Origin of the sequence: Luteibacter sp. 9135 (genome assembly GCF_000745005.1) — a bacterium.
Lineage (GTDB): Bacteria > Pseudomonadota > Gammaproteobacteria > Xanthomonadales > Rhodanobacteraceae > Luteibacter.
The window spans coordinates 2,102,851-2,126,199 of the sequence record NZ_JQNB01000001.1; the positions used below are offsets into that span (position 1 = coordinate 2,102,851).

Annotated in this window: 17 protein-coding genes; 12 read left to right on the plus strand and 5 right to left on the minus strand. The window is 66.4% G+C overall.

The features are described from left to right. Positions 1-30: 30 nt before the first annotated feature. Entirely contained in the window at positions 31-810 is a 780-nt protein-coding gene (locus FA89_RS09100; RefSeq protein WP_240003956.1) for a phosphatase PAP2 family protein, read from the minus strand. Between the two features lie 75 nt (positions 811-885). On the opposite strand from FA89_RS09100, the gene FA89_RS09105 reads away from it, so the two are divergent. The 3 genes from FA89_RS09105 to prpC all read left to right on the plus strand — a co-directional run bounded on the left by FA89_RS09105 (position 886) and on the right by prpC (position 4,625). Further along, positions 886-2,484, plus strand: coding sequence for an alpha/beta hydrolase (locus FA89_RS09105; protein ID WP_036140200.1), 1,599 nt, complete (start codon positions 886-888; stop codon positions 2,482-2,484). A gap of 86 nt (positions 2,485-2,570) precedes the next feature. Continuing rightward, positions 2,571-3,458 carry a methylisocitrate lyase gene (gene prpB / locus FA89_RS09110; RefSeq protein ID WP_036140201.1) on the plus strand — a complete coding sequence of 296 codons (888 nt, stop codon included), beginning with the start codon at positions 2,571-2,573 and terminating at the stop codon, positions 3,456-3,458. A 12-nt stretch (positions 3,459-3,470) separates the two neighbouring features. Next, the gene (gene prpC / locus FA89_RS09115) at positions 3,471-4,625 is read left to right on the plus strand and encodes a bifunctional 2-methylcitrate synthase/citrate synthase (RefSeq protein WP_036140202.1); all 1,155 of its coding nucleotides are present in this window, start codon (positions 3,471-3,473) and stop codon (positions 4,623-4,625) included. A gap of 218 nt (positions 4,626-4,843) precedes the next feature. Here prpC and FA89_RS09120 read toward each other — a convergent pair whose 3' ends face one another. Continuing rightward, positions 4,844-6,862 (minus strand): NADPH-dependent 2,4-dienoyl-CoA reductase, encoded by a 2,019-nt coding sequence (locus FA89_RS09120; RefSeq protein WP_036140204.1) that lies wholly within the window; start codon positions 6,860-6,862, stop codon positions 4,844-4,846. 333 nt (positions 6,863-7,195) lie between these two features. Between FA89_RS09120 and FA89_RS09125 the strand changes: the two genes are divergently transcribed. From FA89_RS09125 to FA89_RS09135, 3 genes are all read left to right on the plus strand, one after another. Then, the gene (locus FA89_RS09125; protein ID WP_185754285.1) at positions 7,196-8,053 is read left to right on the plus strand and encodes an outer membrane protein; all 858 of its coding nucleotides are present in this window, start codon (positions 7,196-7,198) and stop codon (positions 8,051-8,053) included. Positions 8,054-8,565: 512 nt separating this feature from the next. Next, on the plus strand, positions 8,566-8,871 hold the full coding sequence (locus tag FA89_RS09130; RefSeq protein ID WP_036140207.1) for a transposase: 306 nt from the start codon (positions 8,566-8,568) through the stop codon (positions 8,869-8,871). An 11-nt stretch (positions 8,872-8,882) separates the two neighbouring features. Then, positions 8,883-9,731, plus strand: a complete 849-nt coding sequence (locus FA89_RS09135; RefSeq protein WP_240003957.1) for an IS3 family transposase — start codon at positions 8,883-8,885, stop codon at positions 9,729-9,731. Positions 9,732-10,272: 541 nt separating this feature from the next. Here FA89_RS09135 and FA89_RS09140 read toward each other — a convergent pair. After that, the gene (locus FA89_RS09140; protein ID WP_036140211.1) at positions 10,273-10,941 is read right to left on the minus strand and encodes a TerC family protein; all 669 of its coding nucleotides are present in this window, start codon (positions 10,939-10,941) and stop codon (positions 10,273-10,275) included. A 291-nt stretch (positions 10,942-11,232) separates the two neighbouring features. On the opposite strand from FA89_RS09140, the gene FA89_RS09145 reads away from it, so the two are divergent. After that, entirely contained in the window at positions 11,233-12,684 is a 1,452-nt protein-coding gene (locus FA89_RS09145) for a bifunctional 2-methylcitrate dehydratase/aconitate hydratase (protein ID WP_036140214.1), read from the plus strand. A gap of 195 nt (positions 12,685-12,879) precedes the next feature. Next, positions 12,880-13,980, plus strand: a complete 1,101-nt coding sequence (locus tag FA89_RS09150) for an OmpA family protein (RefSeq protein ID WP_036140216.1) — start codon at positions 12,880-12,882, stop codon at positions 13,978-13,980. A 416-nt stretch (positions 13,981-14,396) separates the two neighbouring features. Here FA89_RS09150 and FA89_RS09155 read toward each other — a convergent pair whose 3' ends face one another. Next, on the minus strand, positions 14,397-16,829 hold the full coding sequence (locus FA89_RS09155; RefSeq protein WP_036140219.1) for a TonB-dependent receptor plug domain-containing protein: 2,433 nt from the start codon (positions 16,827-16,829) through the stop codon (positions 14,397-14,399). A gap of 193 nt (positions 16,830-17,022) precedes the next feature. Between FA89_RS09155 and FA89_RS09160 the strand changes: the two genes are divergently transcribed. The 4 genes from FA89_RS09160 (at position 17,023) to FA89_RS09175 (ending at position 20,469) form a co-directional block, all read left to right on the plus strand. Next, positions 17,023-17,481, plus strand: a complete 459-nt coding sequence (locus FA89_RS09160; RefSeq protein ID WP_036140221.1) for a DUF3574 domain-containing protein — start codon at positions 17,023-17,025, stop codon at positions 17,479-17,481. After that, entirely contained in the window at positions 17,481-19,088 is a 1,608-nt protein-coding gene (locus FA89_RS09165; protein WP_036140224.1) for a hypothetical protein, read from the plus strand. The genes FA89_RS09160 and FA89_RS09165 overlap by 1 nt, the downstream gene beginning before the upstream one ends. Before the next feature lie 180 nt (positions 19,089-19,268). Then, positions 19,269-19,799 carry a lactoylglutathione lyase gene (gloA, locus tag FA89_RS09170; protein WP_036140227.1) on the plus strand — a complete coding sequence of 177 codons (531 nt, stop codon included), beginning with the start codon at positions 19,269-19,271 and terminating at the stop codon, positions 19,797-19,799. Positions 19,800-19,812: 13 nt separating this feature from the next. Then, complete coding sequence (locus tag FA89_RS09175; RefSeq protein WP_036140229.1) at positions 19,813-20,469, plus strand: rhomboid family intramembrane serine protease; 657 nt, start codon at positions 19,813-19,815, stop codon at positions 20,467-20,469. Between the two features lie 6 nt (positions 20,470-20,475). Here the strand turns inward: FA89_RS09175 and rapA are convergent, their stop codons facing one another. After that, positions 20,476-23,307: an RNA polymerase-associated protein RapA gene (gene rapA, locus FA89_RS09180; protein WP_036140231.1), complete on the minus strand. Its 2,832-nt coding sequence runs from the start codon at positions 23,305-23,307 to the stop codon at positions 20,476-20,478. Positions 23,308-23,349: the final 42 nt, after the last annotated feature.

Here is a 23,349-nt window from a genome sequence, read left to right on the forward strand (position 1 = left end):
AAGCACTCGTCTCGTCACGGTCGCATGAATTTACGTGGTGGCACGGCGGCCTTCGCGGAGGCGCAGGTATTCGGCGCTGCCCACGCAGAGGGTCACCCAGGCCAGGCCCGTGGCGTAGCCGGCCATCACGTCGCTGAAATAATGCACCTGGAGCAGGATGCGACTGATGCCGACGACGGTGATCATGGTGACCGCGCCGATCACGATGGCGCGATGCCAGCGTGGCGGGCACAGCACTAGCAACACGTAGGCCAGCATGCCGTAGAAGACCATCGAGCCGGAGGCATGCCCGCTGGGAAAGCTGTAGCTGCGCTCGACGATGAAGCCGTGGTCGTGCAGGGGGCGCTCGCGATGGAACCACGCCTTGAGGGCGCTGTTGATCAGGGCGGTGCCTACCAGCGTAACGATCCAGGTCGCGGCGAGGCGGAAGTGGCGGCGCAGCAGCAGGGCCACGAAGACCACGCCGGTGGCCGCGCCCACGACCACGGGGTCGCCGCTGTGCGTTACCCAGGCGATGACCCGCAGCACGGGCAGGGGCAGGTTGGCCCGCAGGTCGGCCGCCAGTCCGGCGTCGAATACCGTCAGCCCAGCCTGCTCGCGCACCTCCACCGCGATCACCGTGGCGACCAGCAGCATGGTCACCACCACGACCAGCGCGGTCGTCGGCCGAAGGAAGGCGCGTGCGGCCGGGTCGAGGCCTTCACGTCGGCGCACGGCGCGTCGCCAGGCCACGTCCGAGCCGACCAGGGCCACCGCCAGCAGCAGGGCCCAGATCGACAAGGCGTGTGTGCTGATCCAATCCAATGGCACTCGGTTCACCTCGCGTATCGTGGCAGGATCGGCCATGTTGCCACGCCGCGCATCGCGGCCGATAAGGGGAAACACATGTCCATCGCTTCACCGTTCCGCGCGGTTCTCGCGCTGGCCCTCCTCGCGGGTGGCTTCGATGCCGTCCATGCGGACGCGGCGCCAGCGGTCCATCGCATCGTCCGGGTGGGCTTGCCCGCCGCCAGCCCGGGCACGTCGGGCCGCCTGCTCCTGTTCGCCATGCCGGCCTCGGCCGCGAAGGACGGCAAACCCGAGGCCGTAGACACCAACCCGTTCCGGCCGACCGCGGTCTCCGTGGCCGCCCGCGACGTGACCTGGATCGGCGGCGGCCAGACGGTCGACATCGATACCGACGGCGAAGCGTTCCCCGCCGGGTTCTCCGCACTGCCGCCGGGCGATTACCTGGTCCAGGCCGTGCTGGATGTCGGCCACGACTACAACTACCACGGCCGTGGCGCGGGCGATCTGCTCAGCGCGGTGACGGCGGTGAAGCTGGCCCCGGGCGGCACCGTGCCCACCCTGGTGCTGGACAAGACCGTTCCGGCGAAAGATCCCTGGTTGCTGTCGCCGCGGGTACCGCAGGCGGTCCGCGATGCATTGCCCGAGGCGCGCAAGCACGCGCACGCCGAGATCATGCCCAGCGCCGCGCTGACCGCCTTCGCCGGGCGCCCGCTGGCGATCCGCGCCTGGGTGCTGACGCCGCCGGGCTACGACGCCAAGGCGAGTACGCGCTATCCCACCGTCTACGTGACCCACGGCTTCGGCGGCGGTTTCGACGAGTACGCGGGCACGATCGCCTCGCTGTGGTCGGCCATGGCCAACCGGCAGATGCCGCCGATGATCTGGGTGCTGCTGGACGAGTCCGGCCCCACCGGCACGCATGAGTTTGCCGACTCGGTGAACAACGGGCCCTGGGGCCAGGCCCTGACCACCGAGTACATCCCCTGGCTGGAAGGCCGCTACCGGATGGACGCGAAGGTGGGCGGCCGGTTCCTCAACGGGCATTCCTCCGGCGGCTGGGCCACGCTGTGGCTGCAGACGCGTTACCCGAAGGTGTTCGGCGGCACGTGGTCCACCTCGCCCGACCCGAGCGACTTCCACAACTTCACCAACATCGACCTCTATGCGCCGCACGCCAACGCCTACAAGGCGCCCGACGGCACGGCCTATCCCCTGGTGCGCGACGACGGCAAGGTGATCGCCACGTTCGAGACCTTCGCCCGCCTGGAGCGGGTGCTGGGTGCCTACGGCGGTCAGCTGGCCTCGTTCGACTGGGTGTTCTCGCCGCGGGGCAAGGATGGGCGTCCGCAGCCGATGTTCAACCGCGACACCGGCGTGATCGATCCCGAGGTGGTGGCCTACTGGCGCGACCATTACGACATCGCCCAGCGCCTGCGCACGCAATGGCCCACGCTCAAGCCCGACCTCGACGGCAAGATCCACCTGATCGTGGGCACCGCGGATACGTTCTACCTCGATGGCTCTGCGAAATTGCTCAAGGAAACGCTGGATGGCCTGCACGCCCGCAGCGATATCCGCTTCCTGCCCGGCAAGACCCACTTCGACCTCTATGTCGAGGGCGACGATCGCCAGGCGCTGATGAAGAAGATCGCCTGGGAGATGTATGGGGTGGCGCGCCCGGGGCAGGGGAGGTAACCCCCGGGTAAGACGCGTACGCCGCGGCGCAGCAAGGCCTCTTCACGCAGCTGCGCTAAAATGCGCGTCTTTACCCGGAGCATTCCATGGCGCAGCCTTCCTCGGCCGGTGGCCATTTCCGTGCCGCACTCGCGGCCGAACGGCCCCTGCAGGTCATCGGCGCGATCAACGCCAACCATGCGCTGCTCGCGAAGCGGGCCGGATTCCAGGCCATCTACCTGTCCGGCGGCGGCGTGGCCGCCGGGTCGCTGGGCCTGCCCGACCTGGGCATCAACACGCTGGACGACGTGCTCGTGGACGTGCGCCGCATTACCGATGTCTGCGACCTGCCGTTGATGGTCGATATCGATACCGGCTTCGGGCCCAGTGCCTTCAACATCGCCCGCACCGTCAAGAGCCTGATCAAGGCCGGCGCCGCGGCGTGCCACATCGAGGACCAGGTGGGCGCGAAGCGCTGCGGTCATCGTCCCGGCAAGGAAATCGTCACCACGGGCGAGATGGCCGACCGGGTCAAGGCCGCGGCCGACGCGAAGACCGATCCCGACTTCTTCCTCATCGCTCGCACCGACGCCATCGCGGTGCTTGGCGTGGACGCCGCCATCGAGCGGGCGATCGCCTGTGTCGAGGCGGGTGCCGATGCGATCTTCGCCGAGGCGGCTTACGACCTGCCGACCTACCAGCGTTTCGTCGACGCGGTGAAGGTGCCGGTGCTGGCCAACATCACCGAGTTCGGCCAGACCCCGTTGTTCAGCACCGAGGAACTGGGCAGCGTCGGCGTCGGCATCGTGCTGTATCCCCTTTCCGCGTTCCGCGCCATGAACAAGGCGGCGGAAAACGTCTACACCAGCATTCGCCGCGACGGTCACCAGCGCAATGTCATCGACACGATGCAGACGCGCGAGGAACTCTACGACCGCATCGGCTATCACGAATTCGAGCGTCACCTCGACGCGCTTTTCTCTAAGCAGGGTTAAGGAGAGTCACGCATGAGCGACACCGCAACCACGACCGGCCCGAAGCCGAAGAAATCCGTCGCGTTATCCGGCATCGCCGCCGGCAACACGGCGCTGTGCACGGTCGGCCGCAGCGGCAACGACCTGCATTACCGTGGCTACGACATCCACGACCTGGCCGCGAAGGGCTCGTTCGAGGAAGTGGCCTACCTGCTCGTGCACGGCGTGCTGCCGAACTGGATGGAGCTGAACGCCTATCGTGCCAAGCTGAAGCGCCTGCGCGGCCTGCCGGCACCGGTCAAGGCGTCGCTGGAGCTGCTGCCGGCCGCCACTCATCCGATGGACGTGATGCGCACCGGCGCCTCGGTGCTGGGCACGGTGCTGCCGGAGAAGGACGACCACAACGTCACCGGCGCACGCGACATCGCCGACCGGCTCATGGCCAGCTTCGGTTCCATCCTGCTGTACTGGTACCACTTCAGCCACAACGGCAAGCGCATCGAGACCGAGACCGACGACGAGTCGATCGCCGGCCATTTCCTGCATCTGCTGCATGGCCGCAAGCCCAGCGAGCTGCATTCGCATGCGCTGGATCGTTCGCTGGTGCTGTACGCCGAGCACGAGTTCAACGCCAGCACCTTCGCCGCGCGTGTCATCGCCGGTACCGGCTCGGACATGTACTCGGCTATCACCGGTGCCATCGGCGCACTGCGTGGCCCGAAGCACGGCGGTGCCAACGAGGTGGCGATGGAAATCATCGCGCGCTATCGCGACGCCGCCGAGGCGGAAGCGGATATCCGCGCACGCGTCGAGCGCAAGGAGATCATCATCGGCTTCGGGCATCCGGTGTACACGGTGTCCGATCCGCGCAACGAGATCATCAAGGAAATCGCGCGCAAGCTGTGCACCGACGGCGGCAACCCGCGCCTGTTCGAGGTGTCGGAAAAGATCGAGAAGCTTATGTGGGAACTGAAGAAGATGTTCCCCAACCTCGACTGGTACTCGGCGTCGGCGTACCACATGATGGGCGTTCCCACTGCCATGTTCACGCCGCTGTTCGTCATTGCGCGGACGTCGGGCTGGAGCGCCCACGTGATCGAACAGCGCCAGGACGGCAAGATCATCCGCCCGAGCGCGAACTACACCGGGCCGGAAGACCAGACGTATACGCCGATCGAGAAGCGTTGATGTAGTGAGGCGGCTTCGCCGCGGTGTCTCGATTCGCGCACATCGTGCGTCGTAGAGGCGGCTACACCGCGGTGTTTTTCATTCGCGCACATCGTGCGCTCCTACGATGCGGCTGTCGTAGGAGCGCACGATGTGCGCGAATGAAGATAATGCGGCGTAGCCGCCTCCGCTAAGGCTCGACGCGCGAAACCTGCGGCGCGTCGACGCCGAAACGTGATTCACATCGCCGCCGCCATCCTCGTCGCGCGGTCGATCGCCCGCTTCGCATCCAGCTCCGCGGCCACATCCGCGCCACCCACCAGTCGTACGTCGACGCCGCGCGTGACCAGGGCGGCATGCAGCGCGCGATTCGGCTCCTGCCCGGCGCAGACGACCACATGGTCCACGGCCAGCACTTGGGCCTCGCCCCCCACGATCACATGCAGGCCGGCGTCGTCGATGCGCTCGTAGGTCACGCCGCCGATCATCTTCACGCGCTTGTTCTTCAACGTGGCACGGTGCACCCAGCCTGATGTTTTGTTGAGGCGCGCACCTGGTCGCCCTTCGCTTCGCTGCAACAACCACACCTCACGCTCGGGTTTCTCCGGGTGCGCCGGCATCAGGCCGCCGGGGGTAGCCATGGTCATGTCCACGCCCCATTCGCGCGTCCAGCGTGCGATGTCCGTCGTTGGCGAGGGGGTGCTCTCGGTCAGGAATTCGGCGACGTCGAAGCCGATGCCGCCCGCGCCGATGACGGCGACCCGGGCGCCCACCGCCGCGTTGCCGTGGAGGACATCGATATAGCTCAGCACCCGGGGATGATCGGCGCCGGGGATCGACAGCGGCCGGGGCAGTACGCCGGTGGCGAGGATCACGGTGTCGAAGCCGCCGGACGCCAGCATGTCCGCGTCGGCATCGGTGCCCAGTCGGCGGGTCACGCCGGTCTCGTCCAGGCGATGATCGAAGTAGCGCAGCGTTTCGCTGAATTCTTCCTTGCCCGGAATTCGCTTGGCCATGTTGAACTGGCCACCGATCGCGTGGGCGCGATCGAACAGCGTGACGGCATGCCCGCGCTGGGCCAGGGTGGTCGCGGCGGCCAGCCCTGCGGGCCCCGCACCGACCACGGCGACACGGCGCGCAACGGCGGCCGGCGTGATCGTCAGTTCGGTCTCGTGGCATGCCCGCGGGTTAACCAGGCACGACGCCCGGCGATTCTCGAAGACGTGATCGAGGCAGGCCTGGTTGCAGGCGATGCAGGTGTTGATCGCCTGCGGCCGCGAGGCGCGCGCCTTGTTCACCCATTCCGGATCCGCGAGCAGCGGCCGGGCCATCGAGACCATGTCGGCGTCGCCGTCGGCCAGGATGCGTTCGGCCACGTCGGGCATGTTGATGCGGTTGGTGGTCACCAGCGGTATCGCCACCTCGCCCTTCATGCGCCGGGTCACCCAGCGGAACGCGCCGCGCGGCACGCTGGTCACGATGGTGGGAACCCGGGCCTCGTGCCAGCCGATGCCCGTGTTGATGATCGTCGCACCCGCGGCTTCCACCGCCTTGGCGAGGGTGACGATGTCGCCCCACGGCTGCGCGTCGTCGACCAGATCGAGCATCGACAGGCGGTAGACGATGATGAAGTCCTTGCCCAACGCCTCGCGCATGCGCCGCACGATCTCTATCGGGAACCGCATGCGGTTCGCGGCCGAGCCGCCCCAGTGGTCGGCGCGTTTATTGGTACGCGAGGTGAGGAACTGGTTGATCAGGTAGCCTTCCGAGCCCATCACCTCGACACCGTCGTAGCCTGCGTCCCGGGCTAGCTTCGCACTGCGCACGAAGGCGTCGATGCTGCGCTCCACGCCTCGAGAGCCCAGCGCCCGTGGCGTGAACGGCGTGATCGGCGATTTGATCCGGGACGGGGCGACCGACAGGGGGTGGTAGGCATAACGACCGGCATGGAGGATCTGCATGCAGATCTTGCCGCCCTCGGCATGGACCGCCGAGGTGACCTTTCGGTGGCGACCCACGTGCCAGGGCATCGACATCGTGCCCGACATCGGTTTCAGCCAGCCCTGGATGTTGGGTGCGATGCCGCCGGTGACGATCAGGCCCACGCCGCCGCGCGCGCGCTCGGCGAAAAAGGCCGCCAGCTTGTCGTAGTCGGCGGCCTTGTCCTCCAGCCCTGTGTGCATCGAGCCCATCAGGACACGGTTGCGCAGGGTGGTGAAGCCCAGGTCCAGCGGGGCAAGCAGATGGGGATAGGACACGGCGACATCCGGTTCAAACGATCGTTCGAATGATCCCCGGATCGAGGCGTCGGGGCAAGGGCGGGCGCAGCAGCGACCGGCCTTGCCAAGTGGCGCGGGTGTCGAGGAGGGAGGCCTTACTTTCGTAAGGTAAAGCGCATGTGAGGCCCGATATGTGATGCGGATCACCTTCCGTCAGGGGCGGAATAGTCCCTGAAGGCGGCTCGCATTGCTGTTTTCGCCGATGTTTCAAACGCTGGAGAGTTCCCCTGCACAAAACGCACACACTTGCGTTTGTTAAAATTTCAAACGGGGGTACTAACAACTTTGAAACATTTCCAGGGAGTTTTGTTCATGCGCACAGGTCAATTCCGTTACGGCAAGCTCACTGCAGGCCTTGCCATCGCTTCGCTCGCCGCCTTCGGCGCGGCCGCGCATGCGCAGGACAGCAGCGAGAAGAAGTCGCAGTCTCCCGCCCTCGACAACGTCAGCATCTGGTTGGGCGGTTACTACACCAACAACGACACGACGATCGGCGCGAAGACCGGCATCCTCAATACCAGCGGCGACGTCAACCTGGAAGACGACCTCGACTTCAAGAAGCACAAGACCGTGCCGCGCGCACGTCTGGACTTCCTGATCGGCGAGCACCAGGGCTTCACCTTCGACTACTACGAAGTGAACCGCTCGCACGCCAAGAGCCTCGATACCTCGATCAACTTCCTCGGCAACCCGATCGACGCCACGGCGCGGGTCAAGGGTGACCTGAAGTTCACCTTCGGCAGCGCTGCCTACAAGTGGTGGTTCGGCACGGGCAACGACGTGTTCGGCGTCGGCCTGGGTGCGGCGTATTACAAGGTCCAGGCCAGCATCAGCGGCACGGCGTCCGGCTTTGGTCAGACCGTCTCGGACCGCGCTTCCAGCGACGTCAACGCCTGGGCACCCAACCTGCAGCTCGGCTGGCGGCACGCGTTCAACGACCAGTGGCGCATGTACTTCAACGCCTCGGGCGTGAAGAAGAACGGCGGCAGCGTCTACGGCCACATCTGGGACGCGGCGCTCGGCGTCGAGTGGTTCCCGTGGCAGAACGTGGGCTTCGGTGCGGAATACGCCTACACCCGCATCAAGCTCAACCAGGATAAGCGTCGCTACGACCTGGATCTCGACATGAAGCTCGACGGACCGGCTGCCTACGTCCGCTTCCGCTTCTGACCAACCGGTTGGCGGTCGGCTCGCGCCGTCCGCCTCGCCGGGGGGAATCCTGGGCCGCCTTCGGGCGGCCTTTTTTGTTTGTGGTTTTTGGATGGTGATGGGCTCGCCTCGGCATCGCGTTGGCCTTGGGCCTTGGGGCAAGAGCCGGCGGGTGCCACCCTCGTGGCCACGCCTGCGGCGACCCGTCAATGAAGGGCCGCGTGCGCGGCCGTTTATTGATTGCCCTTCGGGCCGGGTCGGGCTTCGAACGGGGGTTTCCGATTCGCCCTCCGTGGCTCAGCGGAAACGGCCGGCCGTCCTGGCCGGCCCCCTTCAGGCCTTGTCCGTTCGAACCCCTCGCCTGCGGCTACCGGCCCCGAAGGTGGCACCCGCCGGCTCTTTCGACGACTGAGGTTGCGTGTGGGAAAGGCTAAGAGCTGGGTTTCGCTTCGTTGCTGGGAACGCTCGCCTTGAGCTTGCCCGGATTTGATGGACACCCATCGTGAGCCGTAAGGTTCGTCCAGAGGTGTCCCATGTCAAAAAGAATTCGTCGTCAGTTCACACCTGATTTCAAGGCCGGCGCGGTTGCCCTAGTCCTTGAGCGAGGTCAGCCGGTGTCTCGGGTATGCCGTGACCTGGATCTGGTCGAGAGTGTCTTCAGGCGCTGGATCGAGAAGGCTCAAGCCGGTTCTGGAGCGCCTTCGCGATCGCCCCCCGCCGTTCCGCTGACGGCCGAGCAGGCCGAGATACAGCAGCTTCGACGCGAGAACGAGATCCTGCGGATGGAGCGTGACATCCTAAAAAAAGCGACGGCGTTCTTCGCCAAGGAATCGAGCTGAGATGCCGGTTTATCGAAGCGGAGAGCGCGTCGTACTCCATCGTGGTCCTCTGCCGGCTGCTCGAGGTGGGTCGCAACAGCTTCTATGCCTGGCGGCATCGCCAAAAGCATCCGAGCCCCCGCGTGCTTCGTGACCGCCAGCACCTGGCGCAGCTGAAGCAGTTGCATGAGCGCAGCCGAGGGCTTTACGGCAGTCCCCGGCTATGGCATCTGGCTCGTGAGCAGGGGCTGAGCCTGGGGCGCCATGCGACCGCCCGCTTGATGCGCCAGGGCGGTCTCGTCGGGCGCGGCTCGCGTACAAGCAAGGCATCACGACGGGCCGCCACGGTGTCCGCGGTGGCCGATAACCATGTTGATCGATGCTTCACCACGGCCGCCCCTGATCAGGTCTGGGTAACGGACATGACCCAGTTCGCCACGCAACAGGGTCCAATGTATCTGGCCGTCGTGATCGATCTGTACGCCCGGCGAGTGATTGGCCACGCAACGGCTGCGACGATGCATACCGACTTGCCCTTGCAGGCTTTGCGCATGGCCGTAGGCCAGCGCGGTTCGGCGCAGGGAGTGCTCCATCACTCCGACCAGGGCAGTCAGTACACGAGCGCGGCCTATCAGGCCGAACTCGCTCGACTGGGTATGCGGGTAAGCATGAGCCGGCGCGGCGAGTGTTGGGACAACGCGGTGGCTGAGAGCTTCTTCAGTACGTTGAAGTGCGAGATCGCAGCCCCACGCCGCTACGCCTCGATCGAGGAGGCACGCCACGTGGTTTTTGAATACATCGAAGTGTTTTATAACCGGCAGCGCTTACACTCGACCAACGGCTATCGATCGCCTGCGGCGACCGAAGCTGCTATCCCATAACTTGAGTGTCCATTAAACCGGGGCGAGCTCACCTGCCTGTTGCGCACGGCATCGGTCGCCTTAGATACGTCGAGGGTTCGCGCACGTGCGTGCGCTCCGACCCATGCGGCGGATCAGGCGTTGGATATGCCACAACCTGTCCTATCCCTGGGGTAGGAACCCACGATGTGGGCGAAAAGCCAACAAAGCGACGACGCCATACCCCGCACCTCTGCGACCGCTCGCGTAACAACCCACCTCAGTCTTGGAAAGAGCCGGCGGGTAGCCCCCTCGGTGCCGGTAGCCGCAGGCGAGGGATTCGCACAGATCAGGCCCGAAGGGGGCCGGCCAGGACGGCCGGCCGTTCTCGCGAGACAGGATGTCGAGTCGAGAACCCCTGTGCGAAGCCCGACCCGGCCCGAAGGGCAATAGATAGACGGCCGCGGAGCGGCCTTTCCTCAGCGGGTCGCCGCAGGCGTGGCACCGAGGGAGCTACCCGCCGGCTCTTGCCCCAAGGCGCCAAGGCCAACGCGATGCCGAAGGCGAGCCACGCTCACCCTGATCATCCCCGCGCCCGACGCCCCCAAAGCCACCCACCGCCGCAAATGCCCAGCACGAGCACCGCGTCCAGCACCCAAGGCGCCCACGGCCGTGCATCGAACCAGGGCGCCACCAGGCCGTCATGGGCGATCATGCGCGCCGCGGTCCAGGCGATGGCCGCGGCACCGATGTAGACGACCGCAGGGAACCGCTCGATCAGTTTCAGGATGAGGGTGGAGCCCCACACCACCAATGGCACGCTGATCGCCAGCCCGAGGACCACCAAGCCCATGTGGCCCTTGGCCGCGCCGGCGATTGCCAACACGTTGTCCAGGCCCATCAGCGCATCGGCCACCACGATGGTGCGGATCGCCGGCCAGAAGCCCGACGCGGCGTCGATGTTCGGGTCATGGTCGTCGTGCTTGAGCAGTTTCCAGGCGATGGGGATGAGCAGGGCGCCGCCGACCAGCATGAGGCCGGGCAGCTTGAGCAGCCAGATCACGGCGAAGGTCAACACGATGCGCAGGGCGATCGCCCCGAACGTGCCCCAGAACACTGCTTTTTTCTGCAATTCCCGGGGCAGGTTGCGTGCGGCCAGTGCGATCACGATCGCGTTGTCACCCGCCAGGACCAGGTCCAGCAGGACGATGGCGGCAAGGCCGGAGAAGAATTCGGGAGTGAGGAAATCCATGGGTGGCGGCCTTTGCGCGTGGTGAGATCGAATGCGGCGGCCACGGGCACGCGCACTCGTGGCCACCACAAAAGTCTCGTTCCTGGCGCAGGCCACCGCGACGACCGGGATGCATGGGGCATCCGTATTGACGACCGTCGCGCACGAAACCCCGGAGGGACTTCGCGGAACTACTCCCCTTCGGGTTGGTAGTGGGGTGCATTGTGCGCGGTTGGGATGCACCGCGGCAAGACATTGCCCCGGGGTCACCGGTTAAAATCGCCGGCTATCCCAACCCCGCGAGTGACATCCATGAGCGCACACGACATCCGTTCCGCCACGCGTCCCGATCCGGACCAGCCGCTGGTGGACATCGCCAACTACGTCGCCGACTACCGGATCGACTCGCAGGAGGCCTACGACACCGCGCGTTACATGCTCCTGGATTCGCTGGCGTGCTCGGCCCTGGCGATGAAATTCCCCGATTGCGTCAAGCACCTGGGGCCGCTGGTGCCGGGCGCGGTGATGCCCGGTGGCTCCCGCGTGCCGTTCACCGCGCACGAACTGGACCCGGTGCAGGCCGCCTTCGCCATCGGCACGCAGATCCGCTACCTGGATTTCAACGACACCTGGCTGGCGGCCGAGTGGGGTCACCCCTCGGACAACCTGGGCGCCATCCTCTCCGTGGCCGATTACCTCTCGCGCAAGGCGGTGAAGGAAGGCGGCGCGCCGCTGACGGTGCGCGACGTGCTGGGCTATGCGATCAAGGCCCATGAAATCCAGGGCTGCTATGCCCTGAAGAACAGTTTCAACCGCGTCGGCCAGGATCACGTGATCCTGGTCCGGCTGGCGTCCACGGCGGTCACCACGGCCATGCTCGGTGGCGACAAGGAGCAGATCACGACGGCGGTCTCGCACAGCTGGATCGACAACGGCGCCCTGCGCACCTATCGCCATGCCCCGAACACCGGTCCCCGTAAGAGTTGGGCCGCGGGCGACGCCTGCCGCCGTGCCGTCACCCACGCCATCAACGCTGTCTACCGCAACGTGGTGGGTTATCCGTCGGCGCTGACCGCCAAGACCTGGGGCTTCTACGACGTGGCCTTCAAGGGCAACGCGTTCGAGTTCGAGCGCCCGTTCGGCAGCTACGTCATGGAAAACGTGCTGTTCAAGATCAGCTTCCCGGCCGAATTCCACGCCCAGACCGCGGTGGAATGCGCCATGGCGCTGCACGAGCAGGTCGCCTCCCGCGTGGACGAGGTCGAGAAAATCGTGATCGAGACGCAGGAAGCCGGTGTCCGCATCATCGACAAGACCGGCCCGCTGGCGAACTACGCCGACCGCGACCACTGCATCCAGTACATGGTGGCCGTGCCGCTGATCTTCGGCCGCCTCACCGCCGACGACTACAACGACGCCGTGGCGGCCGATCCGCGCATCGACGCCCTCCGGGACAAGATGACGGTGGTGGAGAACCCCCAGTTCACCCGCGACTACTTCGACCCGGAGAAGCGCTACATCGGCAATTCGGTGCAGGTTTTCTTCAAAGATGGTTCAAAAACCGAAAAGATTTCGATCGACTTTCCCATCGGTCATCGCAATCGCCGCGCCGAAGGCATCCCGGTCCTGCTCCGCAAGTTCGAGGCCGCCCTGCGAGCAGAGTGGCCTGCAGAGCGGGTCGAGAAGGTTCTGGAGGTCACTTCGTCGGCCGAAAAACTCGACGCGATGCCCATTCACGAGTTCATGACGCTCTTCACGGCTTGATAATAGCCGTGACTCAAGTATGAACGGCGGTTTTTAGCACGTGTTCAATTGTTTGATTTTTGCTAAACTGCCGCCGCCCGTTGAAGGGATATAAAAGCGAGGGACGGCTGAAGTCCCCGGATTAGATTTTAGATTTACGCGCGATTCCGTTTGGGGTGGAGCGCGGAAGCGAATACCAATAATGAGGAGACACCGATGAAACGTAAGGGCTTGTTTTTGCTGATCGGCTTGGCCCTGGGCGGCGTGGGTGCCGTTCATGCGCAGGAATCCGCTGCTGACACCGCGGGTAACGGCTATGACGGCCGCTGGTACATCGCACCGACGGTGGGCGGTTACTACAACGACACCGACCGCAACACCAACAGCCGTCAGGTTTACTACGGCCTGGGCTTCGGTAAGTTCATTTCGAACAACGCGTCGATCGACATCTTTGCCGATCGCACCAAGCGCGACAACGACGGTAACGGCCACTGGTCGAACAACAGCTACGGCGTGGCAGCTCGCTTCTACGCTGGTGCCTGGGACAGCTGGCGTCCGTACCTGCTGGCTGGCGTGATGGGTTCGTACCACCACAACCCGTCCGACAACGGCTGGTCCCCGGCTGCCGAGCTCGGCGTCGGCGTGTCGAAGACCATCACCGACAGCTCCGACTTCCGCGTCGAAGCCGGCTACCGCTACGACTGGGACGACAAGACCGTCGAGAGCGAGAATGGCTACGGTGACTGGTTCCTCGGCTTCTCGATCGTCTCGCGCTTCGGCGAGCCGCCGGCAGCTCCGGCTCCGGTCGCTGCTGTCGCTCCGGCCGCTCCGGATTGCTCGACGCTCGACAGCGACGGCGACGGCGTGAACGATTGCGACGACAAGTGCCCGGCCACCCCGGCTGGCACGATCGTCGGCCCGGATGGTTGCCCGCAGAAGGTCGTCATCGACCTGCGTGGTGTCAACTTCAAGTTCGACCGCCCGAAGAAGGGTGAGACGAACATCGGACCGACCCTGCAGGAGCCGACCAGCGACTCGCTGGGCGTTCTCGACCAGGCTGTCGACACCCTGCAGCGTTACCCGGCCGTCAAGGTCACGGTTGCTGGTTACACGGATAGCGTCGGTAAGGACGCTTACAACCAGGGCCTGTCCGAGCGTCGCGCCAAGATCGTGTTCGACTACCTGACCTCGCACGGTATCGGTGCGGATCGTCTGGAAGGTCCGATCGGTCACGGCGAAAGCAACCCGATCGACACGAACGACACGGCCGAAGGCCGCGCTCGTAACCGTCGCACGGAACTGCAGGTTCAGCAGTAATCGTTGCAAGATCGGTAAGTGCAGCATGAAAGAGCCCGGCGAAAGCCGGGCTCTTTTTTTGTGCAGGCCATAGGGTCGGCCAACGTTCCAAGGGTCCAGCAGCCCTGCGGTTGTAGGAGCGGACGATGTCCGCGAACCCTCGACGTGTCGTTTCGCGAATGATGCGTTACCTCGGCACGAGCGGAGGTTCTACCCACGTGCCCGCGTGGCATTCCGCGCCATGTGAGACCGCTTTGTTCGGTAGTTGGAAACGCCCGGCGTTAGGCGGGGCGCGGCATCGTTCGTTTTAGCGGTGTTGAGGGTTCGCGGACATCGTCCGCTCCTACATTGGCCTGTACCGTAACCGTAACCGCGACCGCGACCGCGACCGGGGCTACCTTGGCGGCGGACGCAACGCACCGCCGGGTTTGGCGGGGTTACCAGGCGTAGCGGAGCCGCCCGTACCAGTACGCGCCGTTCGAGCCGATCGGGGAGATCACGTCGTAGGGGAAGTTGCCGGCGTAGGCGATGTCGGGGATCGAGCGATCGGGGTATTGGTCGGTGATGTTCTGCCCGCCCAGCGCGAGGGAGAGGCGATCGGTGGCGTGCCATTCGGCTTCCGCATCCAGCTGCCAGCGCGCCGCATAGGTCTGCTTCGGCACGAAGCCACCACCGAAATCGAACACCCGCGTAGTGCTGCCCTGTCGTGTAGCGCGGCCCAGTAACGACCAGCGCGAGTTGTCCCAGCGTGCGGTGAACGCGCCACGCTGGCGTGGGGCGGCATCGGTGAGCGTGTTGCGTTCTTCCAGCCCGAACAGCACCGCATCCGCGCCGAGCGCGGCCAGTTCCGGTGGCGTGTCGCGGACGTGGCGGATCGACGTGCGGTTGTAACTGTAGGTGGCGGTGAGCGTGAGGTTGCCGCCGAAGGCCGGTTGCCGATAGTTGGTGACCAGCTCCGCGCCGCGGGTGCGCGTGTCCACGGCGTTGGTGAAGAACGCCACGCTTTGGACACCCGGTACGCCGAAGCGTGCGTCGATGTAATTCTCCAGGCCGTCCGGCGCGATGGTTTCGGACAACGTGACACGGTGGTCGACATCGATGCGGTACACATCCAGCGAGGCGTCGAAGCGCTCGCCCAGGCGGGCGGTGAGCCCGAGACTGTAGTTGCGGGATTTCTCGGCCTTGAGGTCGCGTGCGCCCAGCCCGCGCGCGATGGGATTGTTGACCGAGAGCACACGGCCCTGCACCAGGGTGCCGTCGGCACCGTAGCCCGTGGAGGTCGATTCGAAGCCGACCTGGCTGAGCGAGGGTGCGCGCAGGTTGTTCGATGCCGCGCCGCGAATGGCGAAGGCATCGGTGAGCGCGTACCGGGCACTGAGCTTGCCCGTCCACGCGGAGCCGAAGTCGTCGTAGTGCTCGTAGCGCCCCGCGGCATCGGCGAAGAAGCGTTCCGTGACGTCGCCGGAGAGATCGACATAGGCGGCGCCGACGTTGCGATGCAGGTCCGCCGTGTCCTGGGGTGTCAGGCCGCCGCCGGCCTGCGCGCCGGTCGGTGCGCCCACGATCGGCCCCACCGCATAGGAGGCCGGATCGCCCGCGTAGGTCCGGAAGCCCTCGTGGCGGAACTCCGCACCGGTTGCCAGCGTGAACAGCTTCGAGCCCCATTCCACGGATCGGCTTAAGTCGAGGTTGGCGGTGCCCTGCGTGCTGTCGTACTTGCCGATGTCGAAGCGCGTGGGGCTTTGCTCGCCCAGGGACACGTTGACGGTGTCGCGCAGGTCGTAGTCGAAGGTGTTGCGACCCCAGGTCAGGCTGCCGTCGATATCCCATTCGCCGGCGCGGCCGCGCGCGCCGGCGGTCAGGTTGACGTCGCGGTTGTAGCCGAGCGATTCGGGCCGATAGCCTTGCGGATAGAGCGCCGGCACGTTCGCGTCGCTGTCGGGATAGCGGAAATAGTTGTCGCCGACGGTGCGGCGCTGGGTATACATGCCGAAGGCATAGCCGCGCACGGTGTCGCCGAACGGCAGTTCGGCGTTGAACCAGCCGCTGTAGTTCTCGTTGCGCGGGTCGCCGGCGGCGTAGTTGCGCTTGCCGCGCAAGGCCAGGTTTTCCGGCGAGGGGTTCTCCCAGGAGGGGATGTCGTCCCGGCCGGCCCGGTTGGTCGGCTGGCGGTTGTTGCCCTCGATGCCGGCACGGACGAAGCCACCGTCGCCCCCGAGTTTGGCGCCCGCCTTGGCGCTGACGTAGCCGCTCTGGCCATCGGTGATCTCTCGGTTCCCGGGGCGGAAATTCGTGTGGTAAGCCCCATAGGTGGCGTCCACCTCGCCGCCCTCCGGGGCATCGTCGAGGATGATGTTGACCACGCCCGCGATGGCGTCGGATCCGTATTGCGCGCCGGCACCGTCGCGCAGCACCTCGATGCGCTTGATCGCGCTGATCGGAATGGCGTTGAAATCCACCGGCGTGGTGCCGCGGCCGATCTTGCTGTCGCTGTTGACCAGGGCGGAGGTGTGGAAGCGCTTGCCGTTGACCAGCACCAGCACCTGGTCTGGGCTCATGCCTCGAAGCTGGGCGGCGCGCACGTGGTCGGAGCCGCCCGAGTTGGACTGGCGGGGAAAATTGAAGGAAGGCAGCAGCGTGGCCAGGGCCTGGCCGAGCTCGCCGTTGACGGCGCCGGCCGAGCGGAGGTCCTCCGGCGTGAGCACATCGATCGGCACCGGCGAATCCAGTACCGTGCGGTCTTTGGCGTGGGTGCCCGTGACCACGATCTGGTCGAGCGTGGAGGCGGTGTTGCGGTCGGCCTCCTGAGCGGCGGCGGGAAGGGCGGCAAGACCGAGCAGGACGGCGGAAGCGAGGCGGGACGGGTGCATGGATGATCCTGGCGGGCACGCGGGGAGGTCACCGCGGCGACACGGGCGACGATGGCGGAGCACGATGGTTCCGGTGGCCGCAGTAACGTGCGAACCTTGCACTATTTGTTGCATTGCAGTGTACGCTGTGTCAATAGGTCGGACGCCTAGCCGTATGGACGTCCGTTTCGAAATACTCGTGCAAGGGGTTTCCATGAAGGTGTTCGCTGGTCTTTTCCTCGCCGTCTCGCTCGTGACGGCCGCCTGTGCCGGCCCCGCGCAGCGCGGCCCGGCCGCACCTGTCGCGGCAACGCTGCAAGGCGATACGGCCCATCCGGATGCCACCCGTGGATGGGTCCGCACGGAGCTCTACTTCGGGCTGGGCCGCGCGGATGCGCACGACGGCGTGGACGAAGCGGCGTGGCGCGGTTTCCTCGACAAGGACGTGACGCCGCGCTTTCCCAGCGGCCTCACCGTGGTCGACGCTTACGGCCAGTGGCAGGGCAAGCAACAGGCACAGCCCGAGCGCCTCCGCTCGAAGATCGTGGTGCTGCTGTATCCCGATACGCCGGCGGCGCGGGCGTCGGTCGACGCCATCCGCGCGGCATGGAAGGCGAAGACGGGCGACCAGTCCGTGCTGCGCGTGACCCAGCCCGCGGACGTGTCCTTCTGATGGCGGCCGTCCCCGCACCGCGTCCTCGCTTCGGCGGCGGCGACCTCAACGGCGTCCTCGGCCTGGTGGTCGACAACCTGTCGCTACTGGCCTTCCTGGCGACGGCGCTCATCGGCATCTTCGGCATGCCGGCCGACCTGGTGTTCCGGCGCATGTTCCCCGGCACGGCACTCGGCGTGCTACTGGGCAATCTCGCCTATACCTGGATGGCCCGCCGCCTGGCCGCACGCACCGGCCGCGACGACGTCACGGCCATGCCGCTGGGGATCGACGCGCCGACCACCATCGGCATGGCGCTGCTGGTGCTGGGCCCGGCGTTCGCGGGCTACCGGCAAGCCGGTATGGATGTCGCCGCCGCCGGAGAGGCCACCTGGCACCTGGGCATGGCGTCGCTGGTGGTCATGGGCGTGCTCAAGTTCGTGCTGTCGTTCTTCGGGGCGTGGGTACAGCGTTCGGTACCGCGGGCGGGCCTGCTGGGATCGATCGCCGGCATCGCGCTGGTACTGATGGGGCTGCTGCCGCTGGTCGAGATCCTGCGTGTGCCGGTGGTGGGCTTTGCCGGGCTGGGTATCGTGCTGTACGCACTGATCGCCCGGCGCCGCCTGCCGTTCGGCATCCCAGGCGTGCTGGGCGCCTTCGTCGTCGGCGTCGCGCTTTATTACGGGCTGGGTCCGGTCGGGTTGCTGGGCAGCGGCTACCACGCGCCCGCAGGCTGGACATGGCGATTGGGCCTGCCCCTGCCCAACCTCGGTTTCCTCGATGCCTTGCCGGCCACGCTGCCCTACCTTCCCCTCATCCTGCCGTTCGGCCTGCTGATGGTGGTGGGCGGCATCAACGTGACCGAAAGCGCGCGCGCGGCGGGGGATGATTACTCGACCCGCGACATCCTGCTGGTGGAGGCACTGGCGACGCTGGTGGCGGGCATCTGCGGGGGCGTGGCGCAGACCACGCCATACATCGGGCAGCCGGCCTACAAGGCCATGGGCGCACGCACGGGCTATACCCTGGTCACGGGTCTGGTCATCGGCCTGGGCGGCGTGTTCGGTTACCTGTCCAACCTGGTGGAATTGCTGCCCGTGGCGGTGCTCGCGCCGATTCTGGTCTTCGTGTCGGTCAGTATCACCACCCAGGCGTTCGAGGCCACGCCGCTACGCTATGCGGGCGCCGTGGTCTTCAGTTTCTTCCCGGCCATCGCGCGGCTGCTGGCCATCAAGCTGGGTGATCCGACCATCGTGGACCCGGCGCATTTCGCGGCGCTGTACGCCGACAACGCCCACGGTATCTCGGCCATGGCGGTCATCGTGATCCTCGGCAACGGCTTCATCATCACCTCGATGGTCTGGGCCAGTTTCGTGGTGGCGATGATCGACGGGCAGGTGCGCAAGGCCGCGGGTATCGTGGCGCTGGGGGGCGTGCTAACCGCGTTCGGGGTGATTCATTCGGTGGCGCCGATCGGTTCGGTGTACCTGCCCTGGTTGCTGGATGCGGCGGCGCGGGCGGTGGTGTGGCAGTTCGTGGCGGCGTATGGGGTGTTGGCGGGGGTGTTGATGGTGCTTTCCGTGGGGGAGGCTTCGGAGCGGTGGGGGCGGTCGGAGCGGCGGGTTTAGGAGGGCCAGGGGTAGGGTGAGGTGCGGCCTTGCCGCTGCGTTGGCTTTTCGCTCACATCGTGAGCTCCTACCCGCGTTGTTGGGTGGGTAGTAACGGGTTTTAGGTGCGTTGCGTGGGGTGGTGCTTGAATTGCTTGGGGTGGGAGGCCACCCTTGGGCATTGTCCCGAGGAAATTCCCCATGTCTCTTTCCGACCTGACATCACTGCCGGGCGTGACCGCCGCGCCGGATGCTGTGACCCAAGGCTACGTGTTCAACCATACGATGATCCGGGTGCGCGACCTAGACGCGTCGCTGGACTTCTATACGCGGGTGCTGGGCTTTACGCCGGTGTACCGGCAGGTGCACGAAGAGGCGGCCTTCACCATCGTTTACCTGGTGCTGGTGGGCGATCGTGCGCTCATTCCGGATGACGACGCGGAGCGCAAGCGCTGGGTGCTGTCGCAGCCGGGCGTGCTGGAGCTGACGCACAACCACGGCACGGAGAAGGATGCCGCCTTCGCCTACCACAACGGCAACAGCGAGCCGCGCGGCTTCGGCCACCTATGCGTGAGCGTGCCAGACGTCAACGCCGCCTGTGCGCGTTTCGAGGCGATGGGCGTGGCGTTCCAGAAGCGCTTGAGCGATGGCCGCATGCGCCATATCGCCTTCATCCGCGACCCGGACCAGTACTGGATCGAGATCCTCCAGCCCACGCCGTTCACCGCCTAACGCGCCCGCCACCATGCCGACGAACCTGCCCCCGGTCACCCGTAACCTCCTGATCGCCAACGTGCTGGTCTTCATCGCGCAAACGCTGCTAGGCGACGAGCAGACGCTGGCGGTGAGCCGCTGGTTCGCCCTGTGGCCGATCGGCCACGATCTTGCCGTGGACCTGGGCGGCGGCGATATTGCCGGCATCGGATTCCGCGTGTGGCAGCTGGTGACCTACGGCTTCATGCATGGAAGCATCATGCACATCGTGCTGAACATGTACGCGTTGTACATGTTCGGTGGGCTGATCGAGCGCGTGATGGGCCAGCGGCGCTTCGTCATCTACTACTTCACCTGCCTCGTAGCGGCCGCCGTGGCACAGCTGGCGGTGGTGTACTTCTTCGAGCCGGGCCGCATGTACCCGACGGTGGGTGCGTCCGGTGCGGTGTTCGGCCTGCTCGGCGCTTTCGCCATGCTGTTCCCGCGCGAGAAGCTGATGCTGATCCCGATTCCCATCGGTATCCCGGCGTGGTTGTTCGTCACGCTCTATGGCGCCGCCGAACTGATCTTCGGTGTTACCGGCACGGTGTCCGGCGTGGCGCACTTCGCCCACCTGGGCGGGTTGTTCGCCGGGCTGGCGCTGCTGTGGGCGTGGGGCGTCAGGCCGCCGCCACGCCCCTCGTTCTGAAGCGACTCAGCGCAGCGCGAGGAAGTCCGGGCTGACCACGAAGCGCACCGCGTCCAGGCGGAAACGCGCTTCGGGGATGGCCGCCAATAGGGCATCGCGTTCGTTTTCCACCGCCTCCAGTTCCGCATCCGTGATCGACGGATTGACCGCGTGCAGGGCGACCAGCCGCGCGTATTCCGTATCGAGTTCGCGCCGTGCGGTTTCCATCGCCTCCACCTTGATCACTTCGGCACGAGCCTCGGCGAGGTCCTGCGCGCGTTCCAGCATGGGCGGCACCAGCTTGGAGAGGAACTTGCGATAGCGCGGCACCTCGATATTGCGATCAGGGGCGCGGCGCATGGCGACGTCGCTGGGGCGGAAGCCCGGGCGTTCGCTGAGCTTGGTGTCTACCGTCAGGGCCAGCGGTGTCGTGGGCAGGAAGCGGCCCGGATCGAGTGTGCGGTCGGCAATGATTTCCAGCACGAACACTGCCTGCAACAGGGCCGTGCGCACGGGCAGGGCATCGTCGACGAGGAAGGCGGCATTGCCGTTCTCCCCCGAGACCAGCAGGTCCACCGCGGCCAGCACCATCGGGTGGTCGAGACGCAGCAGCGGCAGGTCTTCGCGCGCTAGGGCGAGGTCGCGCGAGAACGTGACCGACAATGGACCATCGGCGAAACCGGTGAGGCCGTCGGTGGACAGGTATTGTGGATCCAGCAGTACGATGTCCTTGGCCAGTTCTTCCGCGTGCACGCCGAAGGTCTCGAACAGGCGCTGGATGAAGGCATCCCGCGCTTCGTCGGCGTCTTCGGCGGCGAAGCTGCCGGCGAGGTCGTCCGCATGCGGGTCGCGGCTGGCGGCCAGTTCGAGCAGGTGGTCGCGGCCGGCGTGGATCAGGGCGGCCAGTTCCTCGTGCGCGCCGCGGGTCTCGGCGATGAGCGCATCCAGTTCCTGATCGCGGGCATCGTCCTCGCGGGCGTGCTCGTCGGCGAGCGTGGACAGCAGTTCACCGAAACGACGCAGCAGTTCGCGACCGTCGGCGGGGCTGGAACGGAATGCATCCATGCCTTCGTCGTACCAGCGCGCCAGGATGTGCTGCGCGCTTTGCTCGACCACCGGCACGTGGATGCTGATGTCGTGTTTCTGGCCGATGCGGTCCAGGCGACCGATGCGTTGTTCGAGGAGGTCCGGATCGAGGGGGAGATCCCACATCACCAGGCGGTGGGCGAACTGGAAGTTGCGGCCCTCCGAACCGATCTCGGAGCACAGCAACAGGCGCGCGCCGTCGGGCTGGGCAAAGAACGCGGCGTTGCGGTCGCGCTGCACGATGCCCAGGCCTTCGTGGAAACGGGCCACGCCCACGCCGCTCTTCGTGCGCAGGGCTTCCTCGATCGCCAGCACCTTGGCCTGGCTGCGGCACAGCAGCAGGAACTTGTCCGCCGGATGCGCGTCGAGCAGGCTCAGCAGCGCGGCCAGGCGAGGGTCGTCGTGGTAGTCGAACTCCAGTGGGGCCGGTGGCTGTTGCAGGTCGGAACGGAACTCGGCCAGCAGGGCGTCGCGGCGGCCGGGCTCGAGCGCATCGGCATCCAGCACGCGGATGTGCGGCACACGGTGCGGGAAGCCGCCGATGCCGGCACGACGGTTGCGGAACATGGCGCGGCCAGTGCCGTGGCGATCGATGAGGGCGGCCAGCAGGGCATCGTTGGCGTCGTCGCGCTCGACCAGGCCGAGCAACTCGCGGTCCCCGGTGAAGCGAGCCTTCAGCAAATCCCGATGCGCCGTGCCGAGTGTCTCGCCCGCGGCCAGCACGCTGGCCACTTCGGACAAGGCGCCATAGCCTTCCGCCTCGCCGAGGTAGGTGTCCAGGTCGCTGTAGCGTTGCGGGTCGAGCAGGCGCAGGCGGGCGAAATGCCCGGCGCGGCCCAGTTGCTCGGGCGTGGCGGTGAGCAGGATGACGCCCGGCGTGGCGGCGGCGAGGGTCTCGACCAGGCGGTAGCGGGGGCTGGCCTCGTCCGGGGTCCAGGCCAGGTGGTGGGCTTCGTCCACCACGATCAGGTCCCAGCCGGCCTCGGTCAGCTGCGCAGCGCGCTTCGGCGAGCCTTCGAGGAAGGCGAAATCGGCGATGACCAGTTGTTCGTCTTCGAATGGGTTGCGGCCGTCGCTGGCCTGTTCGATGGCCTCGCAGCGTTCCTCGTCGAAGATCGAGAAGGACAGGTTGAAACGGCGCAGCAGCTCGACGAACCACTGGTAGACCAGGGTTTCCGGCAGCAGCACCAGCACGCGACCCGCGCGCCCGGCCGCCAGCTGGCGCGAGAGGATCATGCCGGCCTCGATCGTCTTGCCCAGGCCGACCTCGTCCGCCAGCAGCACACGGGGCGGGCGACGCGCGGCGGCGATGCCGGCCACACGCAGTTGGTGCGGCACCAGGCCGATCCGCGCCGATTCCAGGCCCCAGGCGGCCGAGCGACGGGCATCGGCACGTCGGCGCAGGGCTTCCAGGCGCAGGTCGAAGCGGTCGTTGGTGTCGGTACGGCCACCGATCAGGCGGTCGTCCGCCTGCGACAGCGCCTGCTCGTCGTCCAGCTGGCCTTCTTCCAGTTCGCGGCCTTCGCCACGGTAGACATAAAGGCCTTCGCGTTCCTCGATGCGCTCGACCAGGAAGGCAATGCCCTTGCCCGATACGCGCTGGCCGGCGCGGAATTCCGCACGGATCAGCGGGGCGCTATCCGCCGCATAGGGGCGCAGCACGCCCGCCTTGGCGAACAGCACCTGCACGCTACGTCCCTCGACGCGAAGAACGGTGCCGAGACCGAGCTCGGGCTCGGCGGTAGAGATCCAGCGTTGACCGGGTTGGAACATGCGAGGGGAGCCAGGACTGCAAGGGGGCGTTGATTATCCGCC